Source organism: Phycicoccus sp. Soil802, assembly GCF_001429605.1.
Classification (GTDB): domain Bacteria; phylum Actinomycetota; class Actinomycetes; order Actinomycetales; family Dermatophilaceae; genus Pedococcus.
Genome location: NZ_LMSS01000001.1, coordinates 452,848 through 473,048 on the forward strand (window position 1 = coordinate 452,848; position 20,201 = coordinate 473,048).

Annotated in this window: 19 protein-coding genes and 1 tRNA gene; 13 read left to right on the forward strand and 7 right to left on the reverse strand. The window is 72.0% G+C overall.

From position 1 onward, the window contains the following. Positions 1-14: 14 nt before the first annotated feature. The 3 genes from ASG91_RS02100 to ASG91_RS02110 are packed head-to-tail and all read right to left on the reverse strand — an operon-like array spanning position 15 to position 4,680. Positions 15-1,793, reverse strand: a complete 1,779-nt coding sequence (locus ASG91_RS02100) for a DUF349 domain-containing protein (RefSeq protein WP_235545323.1) — start codon at positions 1,791-1,793, stop codon at positions 15-17. A gap of 2 nt (positions 1,794-1,795) precedes the next feature. Further along, positions 1,796-2,608, reverse strand: coding sequence for a peptidylprolyl isomerase (locus tag ASG91_RS02105; protein ID WP_056920935.1), 813 nt, complete (start codon positions 2,606-2,608; stop codon positions 1,796-1,798). A 5-nt stretch (positions 2,609-2,613) separates the two neighbouring features. After that, positions 2,614-4,680: a penicillin acylase family protein gene (locus ASG91_RS02110; protein ID WP_056920936.1), complete on the reverse strand. Its 2,067-nt coding sequence runs from the start codon at positions 4,678-4,680 to the stop codon at positions 2,614-2,616. A 63-nt stretch (positions 4,681-4,743) separates the two neighbouring features. Here ASG91_RS02110 and ASG91_RS02115 point away from each other — a divergent pair, with 63 nt between their 5' ends. Genes ASG91_RS02115 through ASG91_RS02125 form a run of 3 tightly spaced genes read left to right on the forward strand, consistent with a single transcriptional unit; the run spans position 4,744 to position 8,063 of the window. Continuing rightward, positions 4,744-5,445 (forward strand): MBL fold metallo-hydrolase, encoded by a 702-nt coding sequence (locus ASG91_RS02115; protein ID WP_056920937.1) that lies wholly within the window; start codon positions 4,744-4,746, stop codon positions 5,443-5,445. After that, positions 5,442-6,809 (forward strand): histidine--tRNA ligase, encoded by a 1,368-nt coding sequence (gene hisS / locus ASG91_RS02120; protein WP_056920938.1) that lies wholly within the window; start codon positions 5,442-5,444, stop codon positions 6,807-6,809. The genes ASG91_RS02115 and hisS overlap by 4 nt, the downstream gene beginning before the upstream one ends. A gap of 6 nt (positions 6,810-6,815) precedes the next feature. After that, positions 6,816-8,063: a 4-alpha-glucanotransferase gene (locus ASG91_RS02125; protein ID WP_056920939.1), complete on the forward strand. Its 1,248-nt coding sequence runs from the start codon at positions 6,816-6,818 to the stop codon at positions 8,061-8,063. Here ASG91_RS02125 and ASG91_RS02130 read toward each other — a convergent pair. Then, positions 8,043-8,666 (reverse strand): hypothetical protein, encoded by a 624-nt coding sequence (locus ASG91_RS02130; RefSeq protein ID WP_056920940.1) that lies wholly within the window; start codon positions 8,664-8,666, stop codon positions 8,043-8,045. The two genes, ASG91_RS02125 and ASG91_RS02130, sit on opposite strands and share 21 nt — an antisense overlap. Between ASG91_RS02130 and xerD the strand changes: the two genes are divergently transcribed. The 9 genes from xerD to ASG91_RS02180 all read left to right on the forward strand — a co-directional run bounded on the left by xerD (position 8,665) and on the right by ASG91_RS02180 (position 16,994). Continuing rightward, positions 8,665-9,615, forward strand: coding sequence for a site-specific tyrosine recombinase XerD (xerD, locus tag ASG91_RS02135; RefSeq protein WP_056920941.1), 951 nt, complete (start codon positions 8,665-8,667; stop codon positions 9,613-9,615). The genes ASG91_RS02130 and xerD overlap by 2 nt on opposite strands. A gap of 217 nt (positions 9,616-9,832) precedes the next feature. After that, positions 9,833-10,648, forward strand: a complete 816-nt coding sequence (locus ASG91_RS02140) for a ParA family protein (protein WP_056921233.1) — start codon at positions 9,833-9,835, stop codon at positions 10,646-10,648. A gap of 70 nt (positions 10,649-10,718) precedes the next feature. Continuing rightward, positions 10,719-11,627 (forward strand): ScpA family protein, encoded by a 909-nt coding sequence (locus tag ASG91_RS02145; RefSeq protein ID WP_056921234.1) that lies wholly within the window; start codon positions 10,719-10,721, stop codon positions 11,625-11,627. Further along, the gene (gene scpB, locus ASG91_RS02150) at positions 11,620-12,264 is read left to right on the forward strand and encodes an SMC-Scp complex subunit ScpB (RefSeq protein WP_056920942.1); all 645 of its coding nucleotides are present in this window, start codon (positions 11,620-11,622) and stop codon (positions 12,262-12,264) included. Before ASG91_RS02145 ends, scpB begins: the two co-directional genes overlap by 8 nt. Continuing rightward, entirely contained in the window at positions 12,261-13,223 is a 963-nt protein-coding gene (locus tag ASG91_RS02155; protein WP_056920943.1) for a pseudouridine synthase, read from the forward strand. The genes scpB and ASG91_RS02155 overlap by 4 nt, the downstream gene beginning before the upstream one ends. Positions 13,224-13,259: 36 nt before the next feature. Beyond that, positions 13,260-14,342, forward strand: a complete 1,083-nt coding sequence (locus ASG91_RS02160; protein WP_056920944.1) for a prephenate dehydrogenase — start codon at positions 13,260-13,262, stop codon at positions 14,340-14,342. Between the two features lie 28 nt (positions 14,343-14,370). Next, entirely contained in the window at positions 14,371-15,075 is a 705-nt protein-coding gene (gene cmk / locus ASG91_RS02165) for a (d)CMP kinase (RefSeq protein WP_056920945.1), read from the forward strand. A 285-nt stretch (positions 15,076-15,360) separates the two neighbouring features. Beyond that, entirely contained in the window at positions 15,361-16,818 is a 1,458-nt protein-coding gene (gene der, locus ASG91_RS02175; protein ID WP_056920947.1) for a ribosome biogenesis GTPase Der, read from the forward strand. Between the two features lie 102 nt (positions 16,819-16,920). Beyond that, positions 16,921-16,994 (forward strand) — tRNA-Pro (locus tag ASG91_RS02180). A 135-nt stretch (positions 16,995-17,129) separates the two neighbouring features. Here ASG91_RS02180 and ASG91_RS02185 read toward each other — a convergent pair. Beyond that, positions 17,130-17,891, reverse strand: coding sequence for a class I SAM-dependent methyltransferase (locus ASG91_RS02185; protein WP_056920948.1), 762 nt, complete (start codon positions 17,889-17,891; stop codon positions 17,130-17,132). A gap of 9 nt (positions 17,892-17,900) precedes the next feature. Further along, a complete protein-coding gene (locus ASG91_RS02190) occupies positions 17,901-18,545 on the reverse strand; it encodes a DUF2461 domain-containing protein (RefSeq protein ID WP_056920949.1) in 645 nt (214 codons plus the stop codon). A gap of 34 nt (positions 18,546-18,579) precedes the next feature. Here ASG91_RS02190 and ASG91_RS02195 point away from each other — a divergent pair, with 34 nt between their 5' ends. Continuing rightward, positions 18,580-19,029, forward strand: coding sequence for a YdeI/OmpD-associated family protein (locus tag ASG91_RS02195; RefSeq protein WP_056920950.1), 450 nt, complete (start codon positions 18,580-18,582; stop codon positions 19,027-19,029). Here the strand turns inward: ASG91_RS02195 and ASG91_RS02200 are convergent. Next, on the reverse strand, positions 19,026-20,168 hold the full coding sequence (locus tag ASG91_RS02200) for a MalY/PatB family protein (protein ID WP_056920951.1): 1,143 nt from the start codon (positions 20,166-20,168) through the stop codon (positions 19,026-19,028). The genes ASG91_RS02195 and ASG91_RS02200 overlap by 4 nt on opposite strands. Between the last annotated feature and the right edge of the window lie 33 nt (positions 20,169-20,201).

A 20,201-nucleotide genomic window follows, 5' to 3' on the forward strand; every position in this document is an offset into this window, starting at 1 on the left:
ACGAAAGCCGTTGTCTAGGAACCGAACTCGTCGACGTTCCCGCGAGCCTGGGCCAGCCACTGCTCCTGCGCCTCGAGCTTGGCCTGGGCGTCCTTGACCTTCTTCTCGTTGCCGGAGGCCTGCGCCTTGGCCAGGTCGTCCTTGAGCGAGGCGACCGAGGCCTCGAGCTGGTCGACCATGCTCTGGGCGCGAGCCGCGACCTCGGGGTTGGACTGCTTCCAGCGCTGGTCGTCGGCGTCGCGAACGGCCTGCTCGATGCGGCGCATCCCCTTCTCCATGCGGTCCACGTCCCCACGAGGCACCTTGCCGGCCGCGTCCCACTTGTCCTGCAGGGCGCGCAGCGCGGCCTTGGCCGTCTCGAGGTCGGTGACCGGCAGGATGGCCTGGCCCTCCTTGAGCAGCTCCTCCTTGACGGCGAGGTTGCCGCGGAACTCCTCGTCCTCCTTGGCCGAGATCTCGTCCTTGGCCGTGAAAAACGCGTCCTGGGCCGCCTTGAACCGCTCCCACAGCGCGTCGTCGTCGGCGCGGGAGGCGCGACCGGCCTGGCGCCAGCGGTCCATCAGTCGCTTGAAGGCGCCGGCGGTCTGGCCCCAGTCGGTGCTGGCGGACAGCGCCTCGGCCTCCTTGACCAGCTCCTGCTTGGCAGCCTTGGCCTCGGCCTGGGTGCCCTCGAGCTGGGCGAAGTGCACCCGGCGGGCCTTGTCGAAGGAGTTGCGGGCCTGGCTGAACCGCTGCCAGAGCGCACCCTCGGTCTCGCGGTCGAGGCGAGCGCCGCCACGCTGGTGCTTCTTCCACTCGTCGAGCAGCTCACGCATCCGCGCGCCGCTGCTCTTCCACTGGATCTTGTTCTCGGGCTGGCCGGCGATCTGCTCGGCCTCGGCGACGATCGCCTCGCGCTCGACGGCGGCTGCAGCCCGGGCGGCGCTGCGTTCGGCGGCCTCGGTCTCCTTGCGCGCCTTCACCAGGGTCTCGATCTCGGCAACCTTGGCGTCGAGGATGGCGAGGTCGCCCACGACGTTGGCCTCGGCGCAGTGCTCGCGCAGCTTGGCCAGGCCCTCGGTCGCGTCCTTGGACGAGAGCTCGGTGGTCGTCAGCCGCTGGTGCAGCAGCTCCGCCGAGGCGTAGAGCTCGTCGTACTTGCGGGCGAAGTAGTGCAGCGCCTCCTCGGAGGTCGCGCCGGGGTAGGCGCCGACCTCGCGCTCACCGTCGCCGGTCTGCACGAAGACGGTCCCGTCCTCGGCGACCCGACCGAACGTCTCCGACGGCGGCCCGGGCGGAGCCGCGACGGTCAGCGCCGCAGGCTGCGCGTGGGCGACCTTGCGGACCGCGGCCGGGGTCGGCACGGGGCCCGGCTTCGGAGTGGGGCGAGGCACCGGCTTGGCAGCGGGCGCTGCTGCCGGGGCGGCGGGCTCCGGGACGGCCTCGGCAGCAGGCTCGGCCACGACGGGTTCGGGCGTCACCTCCGGGGCGACCTCGACCTCAGGTGCAGCCTCGGGCTCGGGTGCAGCCTCGGGCTCGGGTGCTTGCTCGGGCTCGGGTGCTGCCTCGGCTGCGGGCTCCACCGCCGACTCGGGCTCGGGTGCCGCCTCGGCTACGGGCTCCACCGCCGACTCGGGCTCGGGTGCCGCCTCGGCTGCGGGCTCCACCGCCGACTCGGGCTCGGGTGCCGCCTCGGCTGCGGGCTCCACCGCCGACTCGGGCTGCGGTGCTGCGGTGTCGGGGGCCTGGCTGTCGTCGGGCTCGGGCGTGCTGCTGTTCGAGGTGGTGTCGGCCGGGGGAGTCTGCTCGGTCACGGTCAGGCCTTCTTCTCGGTCACAGCAACCTTGAGGATGCTGATGGGCGCGGCAGGGGCACCATCGGTGGCGCCTCCACTCACGCCTGCTGCGGCGATCTTCTCGACAATATCCATACCGCCGGTCACCGTGCCGAAGATGGAGTAGCCGCCACCCTCGGTCGGGAGCTTGGTGTCCTTGTAGACCAGGAAGAACTGGTCGGCGTTGCTGTTCGGGTCGCTGGTGCGGGCCATGGCCAGCGTGCCCTTGGGGTAGGTGCCGTCCTTGGGTGCATTCTCGATGCCGTAGGAGTACCCGGGACCGGAGCCGGTGCCCCCGAGCGGGTCACCGCACTGGAGCACGAAGATGCCCTCGGTGGTGACGCGGTGGCAGGGCGAGTCGGCGAAGTAGTTGGCCTTGGCGAGCGCGACGAACGAGGCGACCGTCTGCGGTGCCTTCGCGCCGTCGAGCTGGAGCGTGATGTCGCCGCAGTTGGTGGTGACGACGGCGGTGAACGTCTTGCCCGCAGCGGTCGCCTTGTCGGGCTTGGCGGCCTTGGGCACCTCGGACGGGGGAGCGGGCGCTGCGGTGCAGCCCTCGACGGCGGCGGTGGTGGCGCTGGTCGCGCTGGGGGTCGTGGGGGCCGCCTTGGGGGTCTTGGTGTCGTCACCGAGCTGGGTGGTCAGGAAGACGAACGCGGCCACGACCACGAGCACGGCCGCCACGACGACGGCCACCTGGCGGTTGCGAGCCGCCTCGCGCTCCTTGAGGGCCTGCTTGGCTTCGAACTTCTCCGCACGGCGGCGCGCCCTGGCGCGCTCCTGTTCCCTGGTCACGGCCGTCAGTCTAGGCAGGGACCCTCGGCGAGGTCGTCGTTGGGCACGGGCAAGAGGAGTCCCTGCAGCCACAGGGGTTGCTGGTCGTCGACGTGCGGCGACCCGGCCGAGCCGGCCGTGCCGTGGGGCACGACCCAGCGGCTCCGCGAGCGGTCGGCGAGGTCCCAGACGTAGCGCGCGGCGGGTGCCTGGACGAACAGGTCGTCCGAGTCGGGAAGGCTCGATGTCGCGAACACGCAGTCCCGGTCGCCGGAGGCACCGACCCGGTCCGGCGGCTGCTCTCCCGGTGGGCCGATCCGGATCGGCGCCAGCCGGTGGCGCTCGCCCCACCGGGCTTCAGGAGCTGCCGCCGCCTCCTCGAGGGCCGCGGCCAGCTCGGCGGCGGCGTCGAAACCCTCGGGCGGCTGGGCCAGGAACGCCTCCAGCCGCACCGACACCCGCAGCGCCAGCGACATCCACGGGTCGAAGATGCGCGGCAACCCGGACCCTGTCGCCAGGCCGTCGAAGACGTCGAGTCGACACAGGCGACCGACCAGCGCGGCCCGCAGCACGGCATACCGGTGCGCCAGTGCGCTGTCGGCGTCCATCCGGCAGTCCCACGCCAGCAGCTCGTCGCGCAGCGCGGCGGCCGCTTCGGTGAGCCCCGTCAGCCCGGCCAGCCTCGGCAGGATGCGCCGCGCGGGCGCGTGGAGGGTGTCGGTGTGGATGTGCTGGAGGGCGTCCGCGTCGAGACGCGGGGTCGCGGCCAGCAGGTCGGCGATGCGGTGGGCGCGGTCCGGGCTCGCGAAGTCACGCCCCAACGGCGCGGTGTGCCGCGTGGCGTGGTTCGCGTGCACCGCGACGTCGGTGACGGCGGCCTCGGCGTGGTCGAGGTAGCCGGTCCATGCGTGCCGGGGCTCCCATCCGGGCACCGGCCCCTCGCGGTTCGCGGCGGCGCGGTCCGGGACCAGGCCGGCGGTGAACTCCAGCACCGTGCCGTCCCGGTCGGCGGTGAGGACGGCGTTGACCGGCTCGACCCAGCCGCGCCAGGCCTCCCGGACGTCCTGCGCGGAGCGCGCCCGCAGGAGCGCGAGCGACGCGGCGAGTCCGGCATCGCCCTCCACCCGCGGGACCATCCGCACCGACAGGCACCGCGCGCCGACCTCCCCGACGACCACTGGTCCGCGCCCGGTCTCCACGACCTCCACGTCGACGGGATCGCCACCCAGCACGGACACCACCTCGTGGTGTGCGGTCACCGGGGCCCAGCCGTCCGCCTCACGCGACTCGACGCCGTCGGCGGACCGTCGCAGCTCCTCCTCGAAGACGTCGTGGCAGTCGGACATGGCGTTGGTGATGCCCCATGCCACCGGCCCGGCGTGCGCGAAGTGCGGCGTTCCGGGCACACCGACGAAGGCGATCCCGACGACGTCGAACTCGGGACAGGCGAGCCGGACCTGCTGGTAGACCCCGGGCAGCTCGAGCGACCGGTGCGGGTCACCGGCGACGAAGGGCCGGGACGTTGCAGAACGGGCGCCCGCGACGGCCCAGGCATTGCTGCCGCTGGCCGCCACCCCGTCCCAGTCCGCGACGGACGGGTGCCGTGGTCCGCACAGCAGCTCCCAGGCACCCGGCGCCTCTCGACGCACCCGGTCGCGCCAGAGCTTGTCGCCCAGCGTCCCGAAGAGGAGGTGCTGGGTGAGCAGGACGCCGATGGGGGTCCAAGGGTCCCAGTGCCCGGGCTCGAGGGCGCCGAGCTCCGGCGCGGCGCGGCGCGCCAGGGCGTCGCCCAGGCCGTCGTTGACGCCCTCGGCATAGGCGGCGACCCACGCGGCGGTCTCCTCGTCGAGGCGGTCGAAGCACCTGCGCGCCGTGTCCGTGATCCGCGCCCGGCGGGCGAACACGTCCCACTCGACCCAGGCGGCGCCGAGGTGCTCGGCCAACCGACCCTCCGAGCGCCGCCGCTGCACCTCGAGCTGCCAGGCCCGGTCGGTCGCGCAGACCTTGCCCTGCACCCGGGACAGGGCGACGACGTCCGGGGCCCACAGCTGGGGCACTCCCCACGCGTCCCGCCTGACCGTGCTCTCGCTCATGCCAGCCGACGCTAACCGACCGGGCCCACCGCGGTGGTGGGGGATCGCGGATACAGTGCGGCCGTGCTCACCGTCGCCTTTCCTGCCGCCGCCTTCGACACGAACTGCTACGTCCTTGCTCCGGCCGCGGGGGAGGAGTGCGTCATCGTCGACCCGGGCATCGGCGTCGAGGAGACCCTGCGGGAGGTGCTGGCCCAGCACCGGCTCCGGCCGGCTGCCGTCCTGCTCACCCACGGCCACGTCGACCACGTCTACTCGGTGACGCCGGTGTGCGGCGCCGACACCGCCGCGTACATCCACGGCGACGACCGCTACCGGCTCAAGGACCTGCTCTCGAACGTCGCCCCCGGGCTGCTCGGCATGCTCGAGCAGCAGTTCGGCCAGCGGGCGACGTGGACCGAGCCCACGAACGTCGTCGAGGTGACCGACCGCGCGACGCTCGACCTCGCCGGGCTGGGCTTCGAGGTGCTGCACGCCCCCGGACACACGGAGGGCTCGGTGATGTTCACCGTCGACGAGGTGCCCGACGGGATCGCCGACCAGGTCGACGTCGACCGCACCCTCCTCAGCGGCGACGTGCTGTTCGCCGGCTCGATCGGCCGCACCGACCTGCCGGGTGGTGACCCGGCGGCGATGGACCGGTCGCTGCGCGAGGTCGTCCTGCCTCTCCCGGACTCCACGCTGGTCCTGCCCGGTCACTACCAGGCGACCACGATGGACCGCGAGCGGGCGACCAACCCGTATTTGCAAGGATTGGCCCCGTGAAGATCACCCCGATCAGCGGCTTCCCCGAGTTCCTCCCGGCCCAGCGGATCGTCGAGCAGCACTTCCTCGACGTCATCCGCGAGACGTTCGAGCTGCACGGGTTCCCGTCGATCGAGACCCGGGCCGTCGAGCCGGTGGACCGGTTGGTCGGCAAGGGTGGCGACGCCGACAAGGAGATCTACGGGATCCACCGGCTGGCGCGGGACGACGACGGTCCGGAGGACCGCTCCGGTGAGCTCGGCCTGCACTTCGACCTCACCGTGCCGTTCGCCCGCTACGTGCTGGAGAACGCCGGCCACCTGTCGTTCCCGTTCCGGCGCCATCAGATCCAGAAGGTGTGGCGCGGCGAGCGACCCCAGGAGGGTCGCTACCGCGAGTTCACCCAGGCCGACATCGACGTGGTCGACGTCGGCGAGCTCGCCCCGCACTTCGAGGCCGAGATGCCGCTGGTCATCGCCGAGGTCTTCCGCAAGCTGCCCGTCGGCCGGATGGTCATCCAGGTCAACAACCGCAAGATCCCCGAAGGCTTCTACCTCGGCATCGGCATCGAGGACGTGGCCGGCACCCTGCGGATCGTCGACAAGCTCGACAAGATCGGCCCCGCCAAGGTCAAGGCCCAGCTGGTCGAGGCAGGGCAGACCGCCGAGCAGGCCGACCAGTGCCTGGCGCTCGCGGCGATCCGGTCCGAGGACCTGTCCTTCGTCGACCGGGTTCGGGCACTCGGGGTCCAGCACCCGACCCTCGACGACGGGCTCGACGCCCTGGCCGCGGTCATCCGGGCAGGTCTGGACAACGCCCCGGGCGCCCTGGTTGCCGACCTGAAGATCGCCCGCGGTCTCGACTACTACACCGGCACCGTCTACGAGACCCAGCTGGTCGGCTTCGAGTCGTGGGGCTCGTTCTGCTCCGGTGGCCGCTACGACTCGCTCGCCTCCGACGGGAAGACGACCTACCCGGGTGTGGGGATCTCGATCGGGGTCTCGCGGCTGCTCGGCCTGCTCATCGGCAAGGGGCTGCTGACGGCGAGCCGGTCCACGCCGGCGTGCGTCCTCGTCGCGGTCAACGACGAGGAGAGCCGGGCCCTCTCCACGCGCGTCGCGACCGAGCTGCGCGCCCGCGGCATACCGTGCGAGGTGGCGCCCAAGCCCGCCAAGTTCGGCAAGCAGATCAGGTATGCCGAGCGGCGCGGCATCCCGTACGTCTGGTTCCCCGGCGCAGCCGGCGACGACGGCGAGGGGGGCGACCAGGTCAAGGACATCCGCTCCGGCGACCAGGTCGACGCCGCAGCCACCACGTGGGAGCCTCCGGAGCAGGACCTCCGACCGCAGATCCTGCGCGTCGAGACCACCACCGACCAGAGCTGAGCCGCCATGGACGCCACCCGGCCCCTGACCGAGTCCCGCACGAGCGGGGTGCAGCTGCACGTCACCTCGCTGCCCGGTGGGCGGCTCGGCCAGCCGGCCCGTGACTTCGTGGACTGGCTGGTCGAGGCGGGGCAGTCGGTGTGGCAGGTGCTGCCCGTGTCGATCCCCGACCAGCATCGCTCGCCCTACAAGTCGCCGTCGGCGTTCGCCGCCTCTCCAGCGCTGCTGGAGCACCCGGACGCCCCGGTCACCGAGCAGGAGCTTTCCGACTTCGCCGAGCGAGAGGCCTACTGGGTCGACTCGTGGACGGCCTTCGGCGGTGACCTCGCCGACCAGGTGCGGTTCGACCGCGAGTGGTCGGCGCTGCGCGACTACGCGCACGAGCGCGGGATCCGCATCCTCGGTGACGTGCCGATCTACGTCGCCCCCGATGCCGCCGACGAACGGGCCTGGCCGCAGTTCTTCCGCTCCGACGCCGTGGCCGGCTGCCCGCCCGATGCGTATGCCGCGACCGGCCAGCTCTGGGGCAACCCGCTCTACCGCTGGGACGTCCTGCGCGACGACGGCTACCGCTGGTGGATCGAGCGGCTGCGGCGGACGTTCGCGCTCTTCGACCTGGTCCGCGTCGACCACTTCCGGGGCTTCGCGGCCTACTGGGCGATCCCGGCAGGTGACGACACGGCACTCAACGGCCAGTGGGAGCAGGGTCCGGGCCGGGAGGTCTTCGACGCGGCGCTCGGTGCGCTCGGCCCGCTGCCCGTCCTCGCCGAGGACCTCGGCGACATCGACCAGCCGGTGATCGACCTGCGCAAGGCGCTCGGCTTCCCGGGGATGGCGGTGCTGCAGTTCGCCTTCGAGCCGGCCTACCAGTACAACGCCCACGACCCGCAGAACCACGAGCCCAACCAGGTCGTGTACACCGGCACGCACGACAACGACACGGTCTGCGGCTGGTGGTGGGACCTGCCCGACCACCGTCGACAGCTGGCCCGCGAGGCCTGTCGTCAGGCGGGGGTCGGCGCCGACGTCGACGCCGAGCCGTCCTGGGGGTTCATCGAGCTCGCCCAGCGCGGGCCGTGTGGGTTGTCGATGATGCAGGCGCAGGACGTTCTCGCCCTCGGGTCGCAGGCCCGGATGAACGCGCCGGGCATCGAGGGCGGCTGGTCCTGGCAGATGGCTCCCGGAGCACTCACGGCCGAGCACGCCGCCCGGCTCCGGTCGCTCACCGAGGAGTCAGGCCGCCTTCCCGGCTGAGGCGGGCGGGCGCAGCCCGGTGTCGCGCAGCTCGAGCAGCGCCAGTGACCTGATCGTCTCCTCGTCGCCGCGACGCCAGGCGCCGGTCGGGTCGGCCGAGATCGCGGCCAGCTTGCGCATCGGCTGACCCGCCATCGCCCGCAGGGCGAAGAGGTCGAGGTCGGCGGCGTTGTCGATGAACCGCTGCGCGGCGCTCGCCCGGCGGACGAACCGGCCACGCAGCACGAGCCAGACCAGGCCCACGATGAGGATCGGCACCAGGGCCGTCACCCAGCCGAGGATGTTCGCGAGCCGGGTCACGGCGTCGACGAGGTCCGTGCCGGCCTGTTCGATGGTCGTGCCGGCGCCGCTGACCTGGCGGAACGGCGCGGCGATCCGGTCGCCGACGAGCGGCAGGTCCCGCATGGAGTCGCCGGCGCTGGTCATCTGGTCGCGGAACCCGGACCCGGCGCTCTGCAGCTGTCGCCCCGGCGCAGCGAGCTCCATCGTCGTGTCATGGACGAGTCGTCCGACCCATGCCCACAGGCACACCCAGGCGACGATTCCGACGTCGGCGAGGATCTGGAGCGTGCGGCGGCCCGGCAGGTCTGCATAGAGCTTCATGCCGCCTAGACTCCCATCCGTGCCACCCTCGAGCGCGGTCGAACGCGCGGCCCGCGGCTGGCTGAACCATCTCGACGTCGAGCGCGGCGTGGCCGCGAACACGCTGAAGTCCTACCGGCGCGACCTGGCCCGCTACGCGGCATACCTCGCCTCGAAGGGGGTCCACGACCCCACCGGCATCACCGAGGCGCACGTGAGCGACTTCCTCGCCACGCTGCGTGAGGGCAGCGCCGAGCACCCACCGCTGGCGGCGTCGTCCGCGGCGCGCACGCTCGTCGCGGTGCGCGGCTTCCACCGGTTCCTGGCCCTCGAGGGCGACGTCGACACCGACGCGGCCGGCGCGGTGAGCCCGCCGCGGCCACCGGCCAGGTTGCCCAAGGCGATCAGCATCGAGGACGTCGAGCGGCTGCTCCAGGCGGCCAGCGTCGGGGACACGCCCGCCTCGCTGCGCGACCGCGCGCTGCTGGAGGTGCTCTACGGCGCGGGGGCGCGCATCTCCGAGGCGGTCGGGCTCGACGTCGACGACATCGACCCGCGCGAGGGAGTGGTGCGGCTCTTCGGCAAGGGCAGCAAGGAGCGGATCGTCCCGCTCGGCTCGTATGCCGCGGACGCCCTCGGCGCGTACCTCGTCCGCGGGAGACCGACCTTCGCGGGGAAGGGCAAGGGGACGCCCGCGGTGTTCCTCAACCAGCGGGGCGGGCGGCTGTCGCGCCAGTCCGCGTGGGCCGTGCTGCGGGGAGCAGCGGAGCGCGCCGACCTCGGCGGGCACCTGTCACCCCACACGCTGCGGCACTCGTTCGCGACCCATCTGCTCGACGGCGGGGCAGACGTGCGGGTCGTGCAGGAGCTGCTGGGCCACGCGTCCGTGACCACCACCCAGATCTACACGCTCGTCACGGTGCAGAGACTGCGTGAGGTCTATGCCCAGAGCCACCCCCGTGCCCGCTGATAGGGTCGTGCCGATCAGCGCGAGGCTGACCGACGAACGCCAACTCACCGGGAGTGAAACGCCTGTGGAATCTGAGGTGACCACCCAGGAGCAGTCGCCGCCCACCCTTTCGGGCGCCACCTCCGAGTCGGCCCCCGACGGCGATGGTCGTGACCACGTGCACCTGCCCGGCACCGAAGCCGCCGGCGCCGGACAGCTGGGTCCGACCGGTCGACCGATGCCCGTCTTCCCCGATCCCGCGCCGCTGGCCGCCCACGGCCCGGCGCGGATCATCGCCATGTGCAACCAGAAGGGTGGCGTCGGCAAGACGACGACGACCATCAACCTCGGTGCCGCGCTGGCCGAGGTGGGGCGCCGGGTCCTGCTCGTCGACTTCGACCCGCAGGGCGCCCTGTCCGTCGGTCTCGGGGTGCGGGCCAACGAGCTCGACGTGACGATCTACAACCTGCTGGTCGAGCGCGGTCACGACGTCCGTGAGGTCATCCAGCAGACCTCGACCGAGAACCTCGACGTCATCCCGGCCAACATCGACCTGTCGGCCGCGGAGGTCCAGCTCGTCGGCGAGGTCGCCCGCGAACAGATCCTGGCCCGCGTGCTGCGCCCGGTCATGGACGACTACGACGTCATCATGATCGACTGCCAGCCCTCGCTGGGGCTGCTCACCGTCAACGCCCTCACCGCGGCCCACGGCGTCGTGATCCCGCTCGAGTGCGAGTTCTTCGCGATGCGCGGGGTCGCCCTGCTGGTCGAGACCATCGACAAGATCACCGACCGGCTCAACCCGCGGCTCCAGGTCGACGGCATCCTCGCCACGATGTACGACTCGCGCACCCTGCACAGCAAGGAGGTCGTGCGCAGCGTCGTGGACCACTTCGGTGACCAGGTGTTCCACACGGTGATCAGCCGCACGGTGAAGTTCCCCGACGCCACCCTGGCGGCCGAGCCGATCACGACCTACGCCTCGACGCACGGCTCCGCCGCGTCCTACCGACAACTCGCCCGAGAGCTGATCGCCCGTGGTGGGGCGGCCTGACGAGGTGAGTCAGGAGGTCATCGCCGCTGCGCCGGGAGGCGCGGTGCAGCCCAGTGACGCCCAGGCGGGAATGACCCCCGGTGGAGTCATCCACCGTCGCGGTGGGTCCACGCCGTTCGAGGTGCACCTGACCAACTTCTCGGGCCCGTTCGACCTGCTCCTCGGCCTGATCAGCAAGCACAAGCTCGACATCACCGAGATCGCCCTGGCGCAGGTGACCGACGAGTTCATCGCCCACATCAAGGCCGCCCAGAAGTCCGACACCGAGTGGGACCTCGGGCAGGCGTCGGAGTTCCTGCTGATCGCCGCGACCCTGCTCGACCTGAAGTCCGCGCGGCTGCTCCCGCAGACCGGCCCGCAGGACGAGGAGGACCTCGCCCTGATCGAGGCCCGCGACCTGCTGTTCGCCCGGCTGCTGCAGTACCGCGCGTTCAAGGACATCGCCTTCACCTTCGGCGAGCGGATGGCCACGGCCGGCCGGATGACCCCGCGCCAGGCCGGGCTCGAGCCGCAGTTCGCCAAGCTGCTGCCCGAGCTGGTCATGGGCATCACGCCCGAGCAGCTCGCGATGATCGCGGCCCGGGCGATGGTGCCGAAGATCGCCCCGAGCGTCGGTCTCGACCACCTCCACGCCCCGCAGGTGAGCGTGCGCGAACAGGCGGGCATCCTCGGTGCGCGACTGCGGTCGGAGCGGGTCTGCTCGTTCCGGGCGCTGGTGGCCGACGCGGACTCCACGCTGGTCATCGTGGCGCGCTTCCTGGCCCTGCTCGAGCTGTTCCGCGAGGCCGCGATCGCGTTCGAGCAGGCCGAGGCGCTCGGCGAGCTCACCGTGCGCTGGACCGGCGCCGACGATGGCGAGATCGAGGTCAGCGACGAGTTCGACGAGCCTGACGAGCCTGACGAGTCCGACGAACCGGACCAGCCGGGCGCGGACACACCACCAGGCACCACCGAGGACGACGGAGAGAACGATGAGTGACCTTGAGGTCGTGCCGGACCACGGGCCCGACGAAGGCGTCGAGGCGCCCGCCGACGAGCAGTTCGCGTTCGACGTCAGCGACTTCCCGGGCGGTGCCCGCAGCGCCATCGAGGCCGTCCTGATGGTCGTCGACCAGCCGATCACCGAGATCTCGCTGGCCTCCGCGCTCGAGCTCCCGGTCGACGACGTGCGGGCGCACCTCACGGCACTGGAGGAGGAGTATGCCGCGCAGCAGCGTGGCTTCACGCTGCGCTCGGTGGCCGGTGGCTGGCGGGTCTACAGCCGATCCGACTACGCGCCTGTGGTCGAGAAGTTCCTCCTCGACGGCCAGCAGGCCAAGCTCACCCAGGCGTCGCTCGAGACCCTGGCCGTGATCGCCTACCGACAGCCGATCTCCCGCTCGCGGGTCAGCGCGGTCCGCGGCGTCAACGTCGACGGCGTCGTCCGGACCCTCCTGAACCGCGGCCTGATCGAGGAGCTCGGCTCCGACGGTGACGGCGGGGCGATCCTCTACGGCACCACCGACTACTTCCTCCAGCGCCTGGGTCTCGGCAGCCTCGAGGAGCTGCCCGCCCTGGCGCCCTACCTCCCCGAAGTCGACGTGCTCGACGAGATCGCAGAACAAGGACGCGGATGACACCCCCACGCAGCAGAGACAGCGCCGGCAGAAGCAATACCGGCCGGCCCGGCGGCAGCCAGGGCCACGGCGGTCGCTCAGGCGGTCGTACCGGCGGACCACGAGGCGGTGGCCCGACGGCCTCCGAAGGAGGTCGCCCCGAGCGGCCGCAGCGCGGGAGCTCCGGCACGACCAAGAAGAGCCAGCCGACCCGGGTGCCCCGGGAGCGGGCCACCCCCGAGGTGGACGTGCACGACCCCGACGGCATCCGCCTGCAGAAGCTGCTGGCCGCCGCCGGGGTGGGCTCCCGCCGGGTCTGCGAGAACCTCATCTCCGACGGTCGCGTGGAGGTCGACGGTCACGTCGTGACCGAGCTCGGCGTGCGCATCCGACCCGACCAGACCGTCCACGTCGACGGGGTCAAGGTGCAGCTGGACGAGACCCGGGTCTACTTCGCGTTCAACAAGCCGCTCAACGTCGTCACGACGATGAATGACGAGCTCGGCCGGATCAGCATCGGCGACTACGTGGGTGACCGCCACGAGCGGCTGTTCCACGTCGGCCGCCTCGACGCCGACACCGAGGGCCTGCTGATCCTCACCAACGACGGGGAGCTGGCCCACCGGCTGCAGCACCCGCAGTACGGCGTCCTCAAGACCTACCTCGCCCAGATCCGTGGACCGGTGCCGCGGGACATCGGCAAGCAGCTGCGCGAGGGCGTCCAGCTCGAGGACGGTCCGGCTTCGGTCGACTCGTTCCGGGTCGTCGACTCCCAGCCGGGGAAGGCGCTGGTCGAGGTGATCCTCCACGAGGGACGCAAGCACATCGTGCGGCGCCTCCTCGACGCGGTGGGTCACCCCGTCCTCAGCCTGGTCCGCGTGCAGGTCGGTCCGATCAGCCTCGGCGACACCAAGCCGGGCAAGATGCGCAAGCTCACCAAGGAAGAGGTCGGCCGCCTCTACACCGCCGCTGGAATGTGAGCGCACGTCCTGCCGCCCGTCGGTAGCCTTCGCGTCGTGACCACCAGCGTCCGCATCGTCGGCACCGGCCTCATCGGCACCAGCCTGGGCATCGCCCTGTCGCGGGCCGGGTATGCCGTCGTGCTCGCCGACCCGTCGCCGACCGCGGTGTCGCTGGCGCGCGACCTGGGGGCCGGCGCCGTCGCCTCCGACGGCGACACGGCGCCCGACATCGTCGTGGTGGCCGCGCCGCCCGACGTCGCGGGGTCCGTCGTGGCCGACGAGCTGGCCGCGTGGCCGGAGGCCGTCGTCACCGACGTCGCCTCGGTCAAGGTCGCGGTGCTCGAGGACGTGCGGCGTCGCGGTGGCGACCTCACCCGGTATGCCGGGTCGCACCCGATGGCGGGCCGCGAGCGCTCCGGTGCGGTCGCCGCCCGCGGTGACCTCTTCGACGGCCGGGCCTGGGTGGTCGTGCCGAACGAGCAGTCGTCGCCGTCCTCGGTCGAGGCCGTGACCGCTCTCGCGACGGCGGCCGGCGGCACGGTCTCCACGATGGACCCGGCCGAGCACGACGCTGCCGTCGCGGTCGTCTCGCACGTGCCGCAGCTGGCCTCGTCGCTCGTGGCCGGGCGACTGCGCGACCTCACCGACCCGGCAGTGGCGTTGTCCGGTCAGGGGATCCGCGACGTCACCCGGGTCGCCGCGAGCGACCCCCAGCTGTGGACCCAGATCCTGGCCGGCAACGCCTCGGCCGTCCGCGAGGTCCTCGCCCACGTGCACGCCGAGCTGACCGAGGTGATCGGTGCGCTCGACGTCCTGACCGATGGTGACGGGGTGGGAGCCCGTGAGGTGCTCGCGCGGATCGTCGCGCAGGGCAACGCCGGTCACGCGCGGATCCCGGGCAAGCACGGTGCCGCCCCCACGGCATACAGCGTCGTCGTGGTGCTCGTGCCCGACCGGCCGGGCGAGCTGGCGCGGTTGCTGCACGACGTCGGCGACGCCGGCGTCAACCTCGAGGACCTGCACCTGGAGCACGGCCTCGGGCAGCCGTTCGGCCTGGCCGAGGTCTCCGTGCTCCCGGCCGTCGCGGAGCGCCTGGGCGACGAGCTGACCGCCCGCGGTTGGCGACTTCACGGCTGAGCTCCACCCGCCGTTAGTCTTGCCTGCCATGGAGAGCAAGCACCTCGTCGTGGCTGTCGACGGACCATCCGGCTCGGGCAAGTCCAGCGTCTCGCGCGCGGCCGCCTCGGCGCTCGGCATCGGCTACCTCGACACCGGCGCGATGTACCGCGCCGTGACGTGGTGGTGCCTCGAGCAGGGTGTGGACCTTGACGACCAGGGGGCGGTCGCGCAGGCCACCCGTGACATCCCGCTCGAGATGGGCACCGAGCCGACCACCCCGAGCGTGCGAGTCGGCGGTCGCGAGATCGAGGACGACATCCGCACCACGCGGGTGAGCGAGGTCGTCTCGAAGGTCGCGACCAACACGCTCGTGCGCCCGATCCTCCAGCAGCTCCAGCGCGAGCTCATCGACCGGATCGCCACCGAGACCGGGGGAGTGGTGGCCGAGGGCCGGGACATCACCACCGTCGTCGCCCCCGATGCCGACGTTCGGGTGCTGCTGACCGCCAGCGTCGAGGCCCGGCTGCGGCGCCGGTCCAAGGAGCTGCACGGCCACGACGCCGACCACGCGGTCGAGGCGACCCGTGACCAGATCGTGCGGCGCGACGCGGACGACTCGACCGTCTCGGAGTTCACCGAGGCCGCCGAAGGTGTGCACCTGGTCGACACCTCGGACCTCGACTTCGAGCAGAGCATCGACGCCCTCCTCGACGTCGTCCGACGTGAGGTGCCGCACAAGGTCCCTGCGTGACGGACGCCTCGGCGACCGGTCCGGGCGGCCTGACCCCCGTCTGGCGGGTCCGGATCAACACGGTCGTCGGCCGGATCCTGTTCGGCACGCTCTACCGGGTCGAGGTCATCGGTGGCAGCCGGGTGCCGCGGACCGGGCCGGTGGTCTTCGTCGCGAACCACGCCGGCTTCCTGAGTCGGCCTCCCTCCGTCGTTGTCATGGCCACCCTCAAATGTGCGCGACAATGGTGGGCGGCCCCGCGGCACACCTGTCCGCGACCACCCCCGAACCACGCAAGGAAACCCCGTGAGTGAGAACCTGACCGACGACTCGACTGTCGAGCGCGCCCTGCGCGTTGGGCTGGAGGAGTTCGACCTCAGTGAGGAGGACCGCTCCCTCATCGACGGCGAGTACGACGAGGACGGCTACGCGATCACCGACGGGCCGCTGCCCGTCGTCGCCGTCGTCGGGCGTCCCAACGTCGGCAAGTCCACCCTCGTCAACCGCATCCTCGGCCGCCGCGAGGCCGTCGTCGAGGACGTGCCCGGGGTCACCCGCGACCGGGTCGCCTACGACGGTGAGTGGACCGGTCGCCGGTTCACCCTCGTCGACACCGGCGGCTGGGAGATCGACGCGACTGGCATCCACCTGCGCGTCGCCGAGCAGGCCGAGGTGGCCGTTGACCTCGCCGACGTCGTGATGTTCGTCGTCGACGCCACGGTCGGCGCCACCGACGACGACGAAGCCGTCGTCAAGCTGCTGCGTCGCTCGGGCAAGCCCGTCATCCTCGTCGCCAACAAGGTCGACGACCAGCGCACCGAGGCGGATGCGGCAGCGCTCTGGAACCTCGGCCTCGGGCAGCCCTGGCCGGTCTCTGCCCTCCACGGCCGGGGGAGCGGTGACGTGCTCGACGCCGTCCTCGACGTCATGCCGTCGATCTCCGCCAACGCCGACGCCTACCAGCGTGGTGGCCCGCGCCGGGTCGCCCTCGTGGGTCGTCCCAACGTCGGCAAGTCCTCCCTGCTGAACAAGCTCGCCGGTGAGGACCGCGTCGTCGTCGACAACGTCGCAGGCACCACCCGTGACCCGGTCGACGAGTTCATCGAGCTGGGTGGCAAGACCTGGCGCTTCGTCGACACGGCCGGCATCCGCCGCCGGGTCCACCAGGCCCGCGGCGCCGACTTCTACGCCTCGCTGCGCACCCAGACCGCGCTGGAGAAGGCCGAGGTCGCCGTCGTCCTCATCGACGCCGAGCAGTCCATCGCCGAGCAGGACGTCCGCGTCGTGCAGCACGTCATCGACGCCGGCCGCGCCCTCGTCATCGCCTACAACAAGTGGGACCTGCTCGATGAGGAGCGGCGCCACTACCTCGAGCGCGAGATCGAGCGCGAGCTCGTGCAAGTGCCGTGGGCGCCGCGCGTCAACATCTCGGCCCGCACCGGTCGCTCGGTCGAGAAGCTCGTCCCCGCCCTGGAGCGGGCCCTCGACTCGTGGGACTACCGCGTCCCCACCGGTCGGCTCAACGCCTTCTTCGGCGAGATCGTCGCCGCCCACCCGCACCCGGTGCGCGGTGGCAAGCAGCCCCGCATCCTCTTCGCGACGCAGGCCTCAACCCGCCCGCCGCGGTTCGTGATCTTCGCCTCCGGCTTCATCGAGGCCGGTTACCGCCGCTTCCTCGAGCGCCGGTTGCGCGAGGAGTTCGGCTTCGAAGGGACGCCGATCGAGGTGTCCGTCCGGGTGCGCGAGAAGCGCAAGCGCCGCTAGCCGGCAGCACGGCATACCGATTTCAAGCGGAGGTATGCCGTGCGCTAAGGTTTCGTTCGCTCCCGCGGTCCTGCTTCGGCTGGATTTCGCGTGGGCAAGCCACGGGCTGTGGCGCAGCTTGGTAGCGCACTTGACTGGGGGTCAAGGGGTCGCAGGTTCAAATCCTGTCAGCCCGACTAGCGGGGTCCGACTTGTCCACACACTTCGGGCCCCGTTTTCATGCCCTGACCAAGGCGCCCGAGATCCCACCTCTCGGGCCTCAAGGGCCCTCGAAGGTCCGAGAGCTGGGATCTCGGAGGGTCAGAGGTCGCTCACGAGGCGTGTCCAGTGGCGAGCCAGGCGGAGGCGGTCAGGGTGAACGGACCGTCCGGGAGCCGGCTCGCGCACTCTGCCTTGAGGGCCTCCCGGCCCGCATCGTCGAGGTCGGCGACGTAGGCGCCGGCCGGCCCCACGCCATACGTGAACGGCTCCCACCACTCGTCGACACTGGCGAAGCCCACCTCCACCGACAGCATCCCCGAGCCGACGTCGGCCAGACCGGCCTCGGTGAACAGCTCCGCCAGGTGGCCCTCGCGGGCGCCGGCCAGTCCCCGCTCTCCTCCGGCCAGCGGATCGAGCTCGTGCACGGCGTCCCAGAACAGCGAGAGCGGGCCGCCCCCGCCCGCGTGGTCCCAGACGCACGCGGACACGGTGCCGCCCGGCCGGGTCACCCGACCCATCTCCCGCAGGCCGGCGACCGGGTCGCGCATGAAGTGCACGACGAGCTGGGCCAGCGCGGCATCGAACGACGCGTCATCCCACGGCAGGTCCTCGGCGTTGCCTGCACGGGCGTCGACCCCGGGCAGGCGGTCATGGAGTGCTGCGACGAACGACTGCGACGGGTCGATGGCGGCCACCCGGTCGGAGCCCGCCACCTCGACGAGGACCGCGGTCAGCGCTCCGGGGCCGGCGCCCACGTCGAGGACGCGCTGACCCGCCGACACCCCGGACGCCTTGACGAAGGCAGGCGCGAGTGGCTCGGAGAAGCGCCCCATGAAGCTGCCGTACGCCGCGGCCGTCACCTCGAAGCCCATTGTCCGACGCTACTCGTGCACGTGCTCGGTCATCCACTCCACGAGCGGACGAACCCGCCGCCACTCGGCCCGCACGTGGTCGACCGCCTGGGGCGTGGTCAGCCAGGACGGGGTGCCGACCCGCTGGATGGCCATCATCTCCTTGCGCCGCAGGAGCTCCAGCCGAGGGTGGTCGGCTGCGAAACCCTTCGGCCGCGTCTTGAGTGCCTCGCCCTCGAGGGCGAAGCCGGCCGTGGCCAGGTCCGTGGCCACCTGCTCGAGCCGGGCCCCGGACGCGGGAGCGTCCACCGCGGCACGGTAGCGGCCGGTCTCGGCGGGGGAGTGGGCGCGGAAGCCGCCACCCACGGCCAGGCCGTCACCACTGACCTGGACGTAGTAGCCGATCCCGGTGGCCACGCCGACGAACGCGCCCTGGTGGGTCTTGTACGGCGACTTGTCGTGGCTGAACCGGATGTCGCGGTTCGGGCGGAACAGTCGCGCCGGCCCAAACTCGTCCTCCAGCGCGTCGGCCAGCGCCAGCATCGGCTCCCGGACGTCGCGCTCCCACTGCACCTTGTGCCGGGCCCAGAACTCCTTGGTGTTGGTGTCCTCGAGCTCCTGGTAGAACGTCACGCCCCACGCCGGGAAGCCGCCAAACGCGCTGCTGTCAGCCATGCCCCACACTGTGGCACGCGGCATACTCGGGCGCATGAAGTTCACCACCGAGGTGCTGCAGACGGGGAAGATGACCACCGGCCTGGTCGTGCCGGACGAGGTCGTCGAGGCGCTCGGCGGCGGCAAGCGGCCGAAGGTCGCGGTGACCATCAAAGGCAAGACCTACCGCAGCAGCGTGGCGTCGATGGGTGGGCGCTACCTGGTCGGCGTCAGCGCCGAGAACCGTGCACTCACCGGGGTGTCCGGCGGCGAGGTCGTTGAGGTCACGCTCGAGCTCGACACGGCGCCGCGTGAGGTGGAGGTGCCTCCGGACTTCGCTGCGGCGCTCGAGGTCGTGCCCGATGCCAAGGCGGTCTTCGCGCGACAGTCCTACAGCCACCAGCGCGCCCACGTCGACGCGATCAACGGTGCCAAGGCTCCTGAGACCCGCCGTCGACGGATCGACAAGGCCATCGAGATGCTGCAGGCGCAGGCCGACAGCTAGAGCGCCGCGGCGATCCGGCCGACCGCCTCGCGCACGATGTCGGGTGAGGTCCCGAAGTTCAGCCGGGCGTGGCCCTTGCCACCCTGCCCGAAGCCCGGCCCGGGGTGGAGCGCCACGCGGGCGCGCTCACGCAGCACCGCCGCCGGGTCGTCACCGAGGTCGAGCGCCGTGAAGTCGAGCCACGCGAGGAACGTGCCGTCCGGCACGCGGTAGCCCACTTCGGGCAGCTGCTCCGCCAAGAGGGTCCCGAGGAGCTGCCGGTTCGAGTCCAGCCCCGCGAGGAGTGCGTCGAGCCAGGGCCCGCCGTCGAGGTAGGCCGCCCGGTGCGCGATGACGCCGAGGTGGCTCGCGCCGTGCGACACCTCCTCCGGCATGCGGGCCAGGTCGGCGACCGCCTCCGGGCCGGGCACCGCCATGGCCGCCTTGAGGCCGGCGAGGTTGAAGGCCTTCGACGCCGACATGAGCGCGATGGCCCGGGACCCCGCGGGCAGCGAGGCCACCGACGTGAAGGTCGCCGGGGCGTGGACGACTGGTGCATGGATCTCGTCGGCCACCACCCGCACGCCGGACGAGTGCGCGAGCCCCAGTGCCGCCGTGAGCTCCTCGGGCGTGTGCACCGCCCCCGTCGGGTTCTGCGGGTTGCACAGCAGGTATGCCGCGCGGGCGCCGTCGCTGGTCGCGTCGGCGAAGGCCCGCTCCAGCGCGGCGAGGTCGAGCCGACCGTCCTCACCCAGCGGTGCCTCGACGACCCGGTGACCGAGGTGGCTCACGAACTGGAAGAAGGGCGGGTAGACCGGGGAGTTGACGACCACCGCGGCACCGGGGTCGGCGACGAGCTTGAGGACCTCGACCACCCCGAGCATCACGTCGGGGACGATCTCCATCGTGGCGGGGTCGGGCTCCCAGCCCCATCGCTTCGCCGCGAACGTCGACAGAGCCTCCGCGTAGTCCGCCGCCCACGGGTAGCCGGTGTCGCCGCGCGTCATGGCATCCGCCACCGCCTGCTGGATGGGCTCGGCCGGCACGACGTCCATCTCGGCGACCCAGAGCGGCAGGATGTCCGGGTCGTAGAGCCGCCACTTGACGCTGCGGCGCTCGCGCAGCCGCTCCAGACCGGGGCCGACCAGCGGGTTGTCCATGCCTGCGAACTCTACGGGGGACTGGCCGTTAGG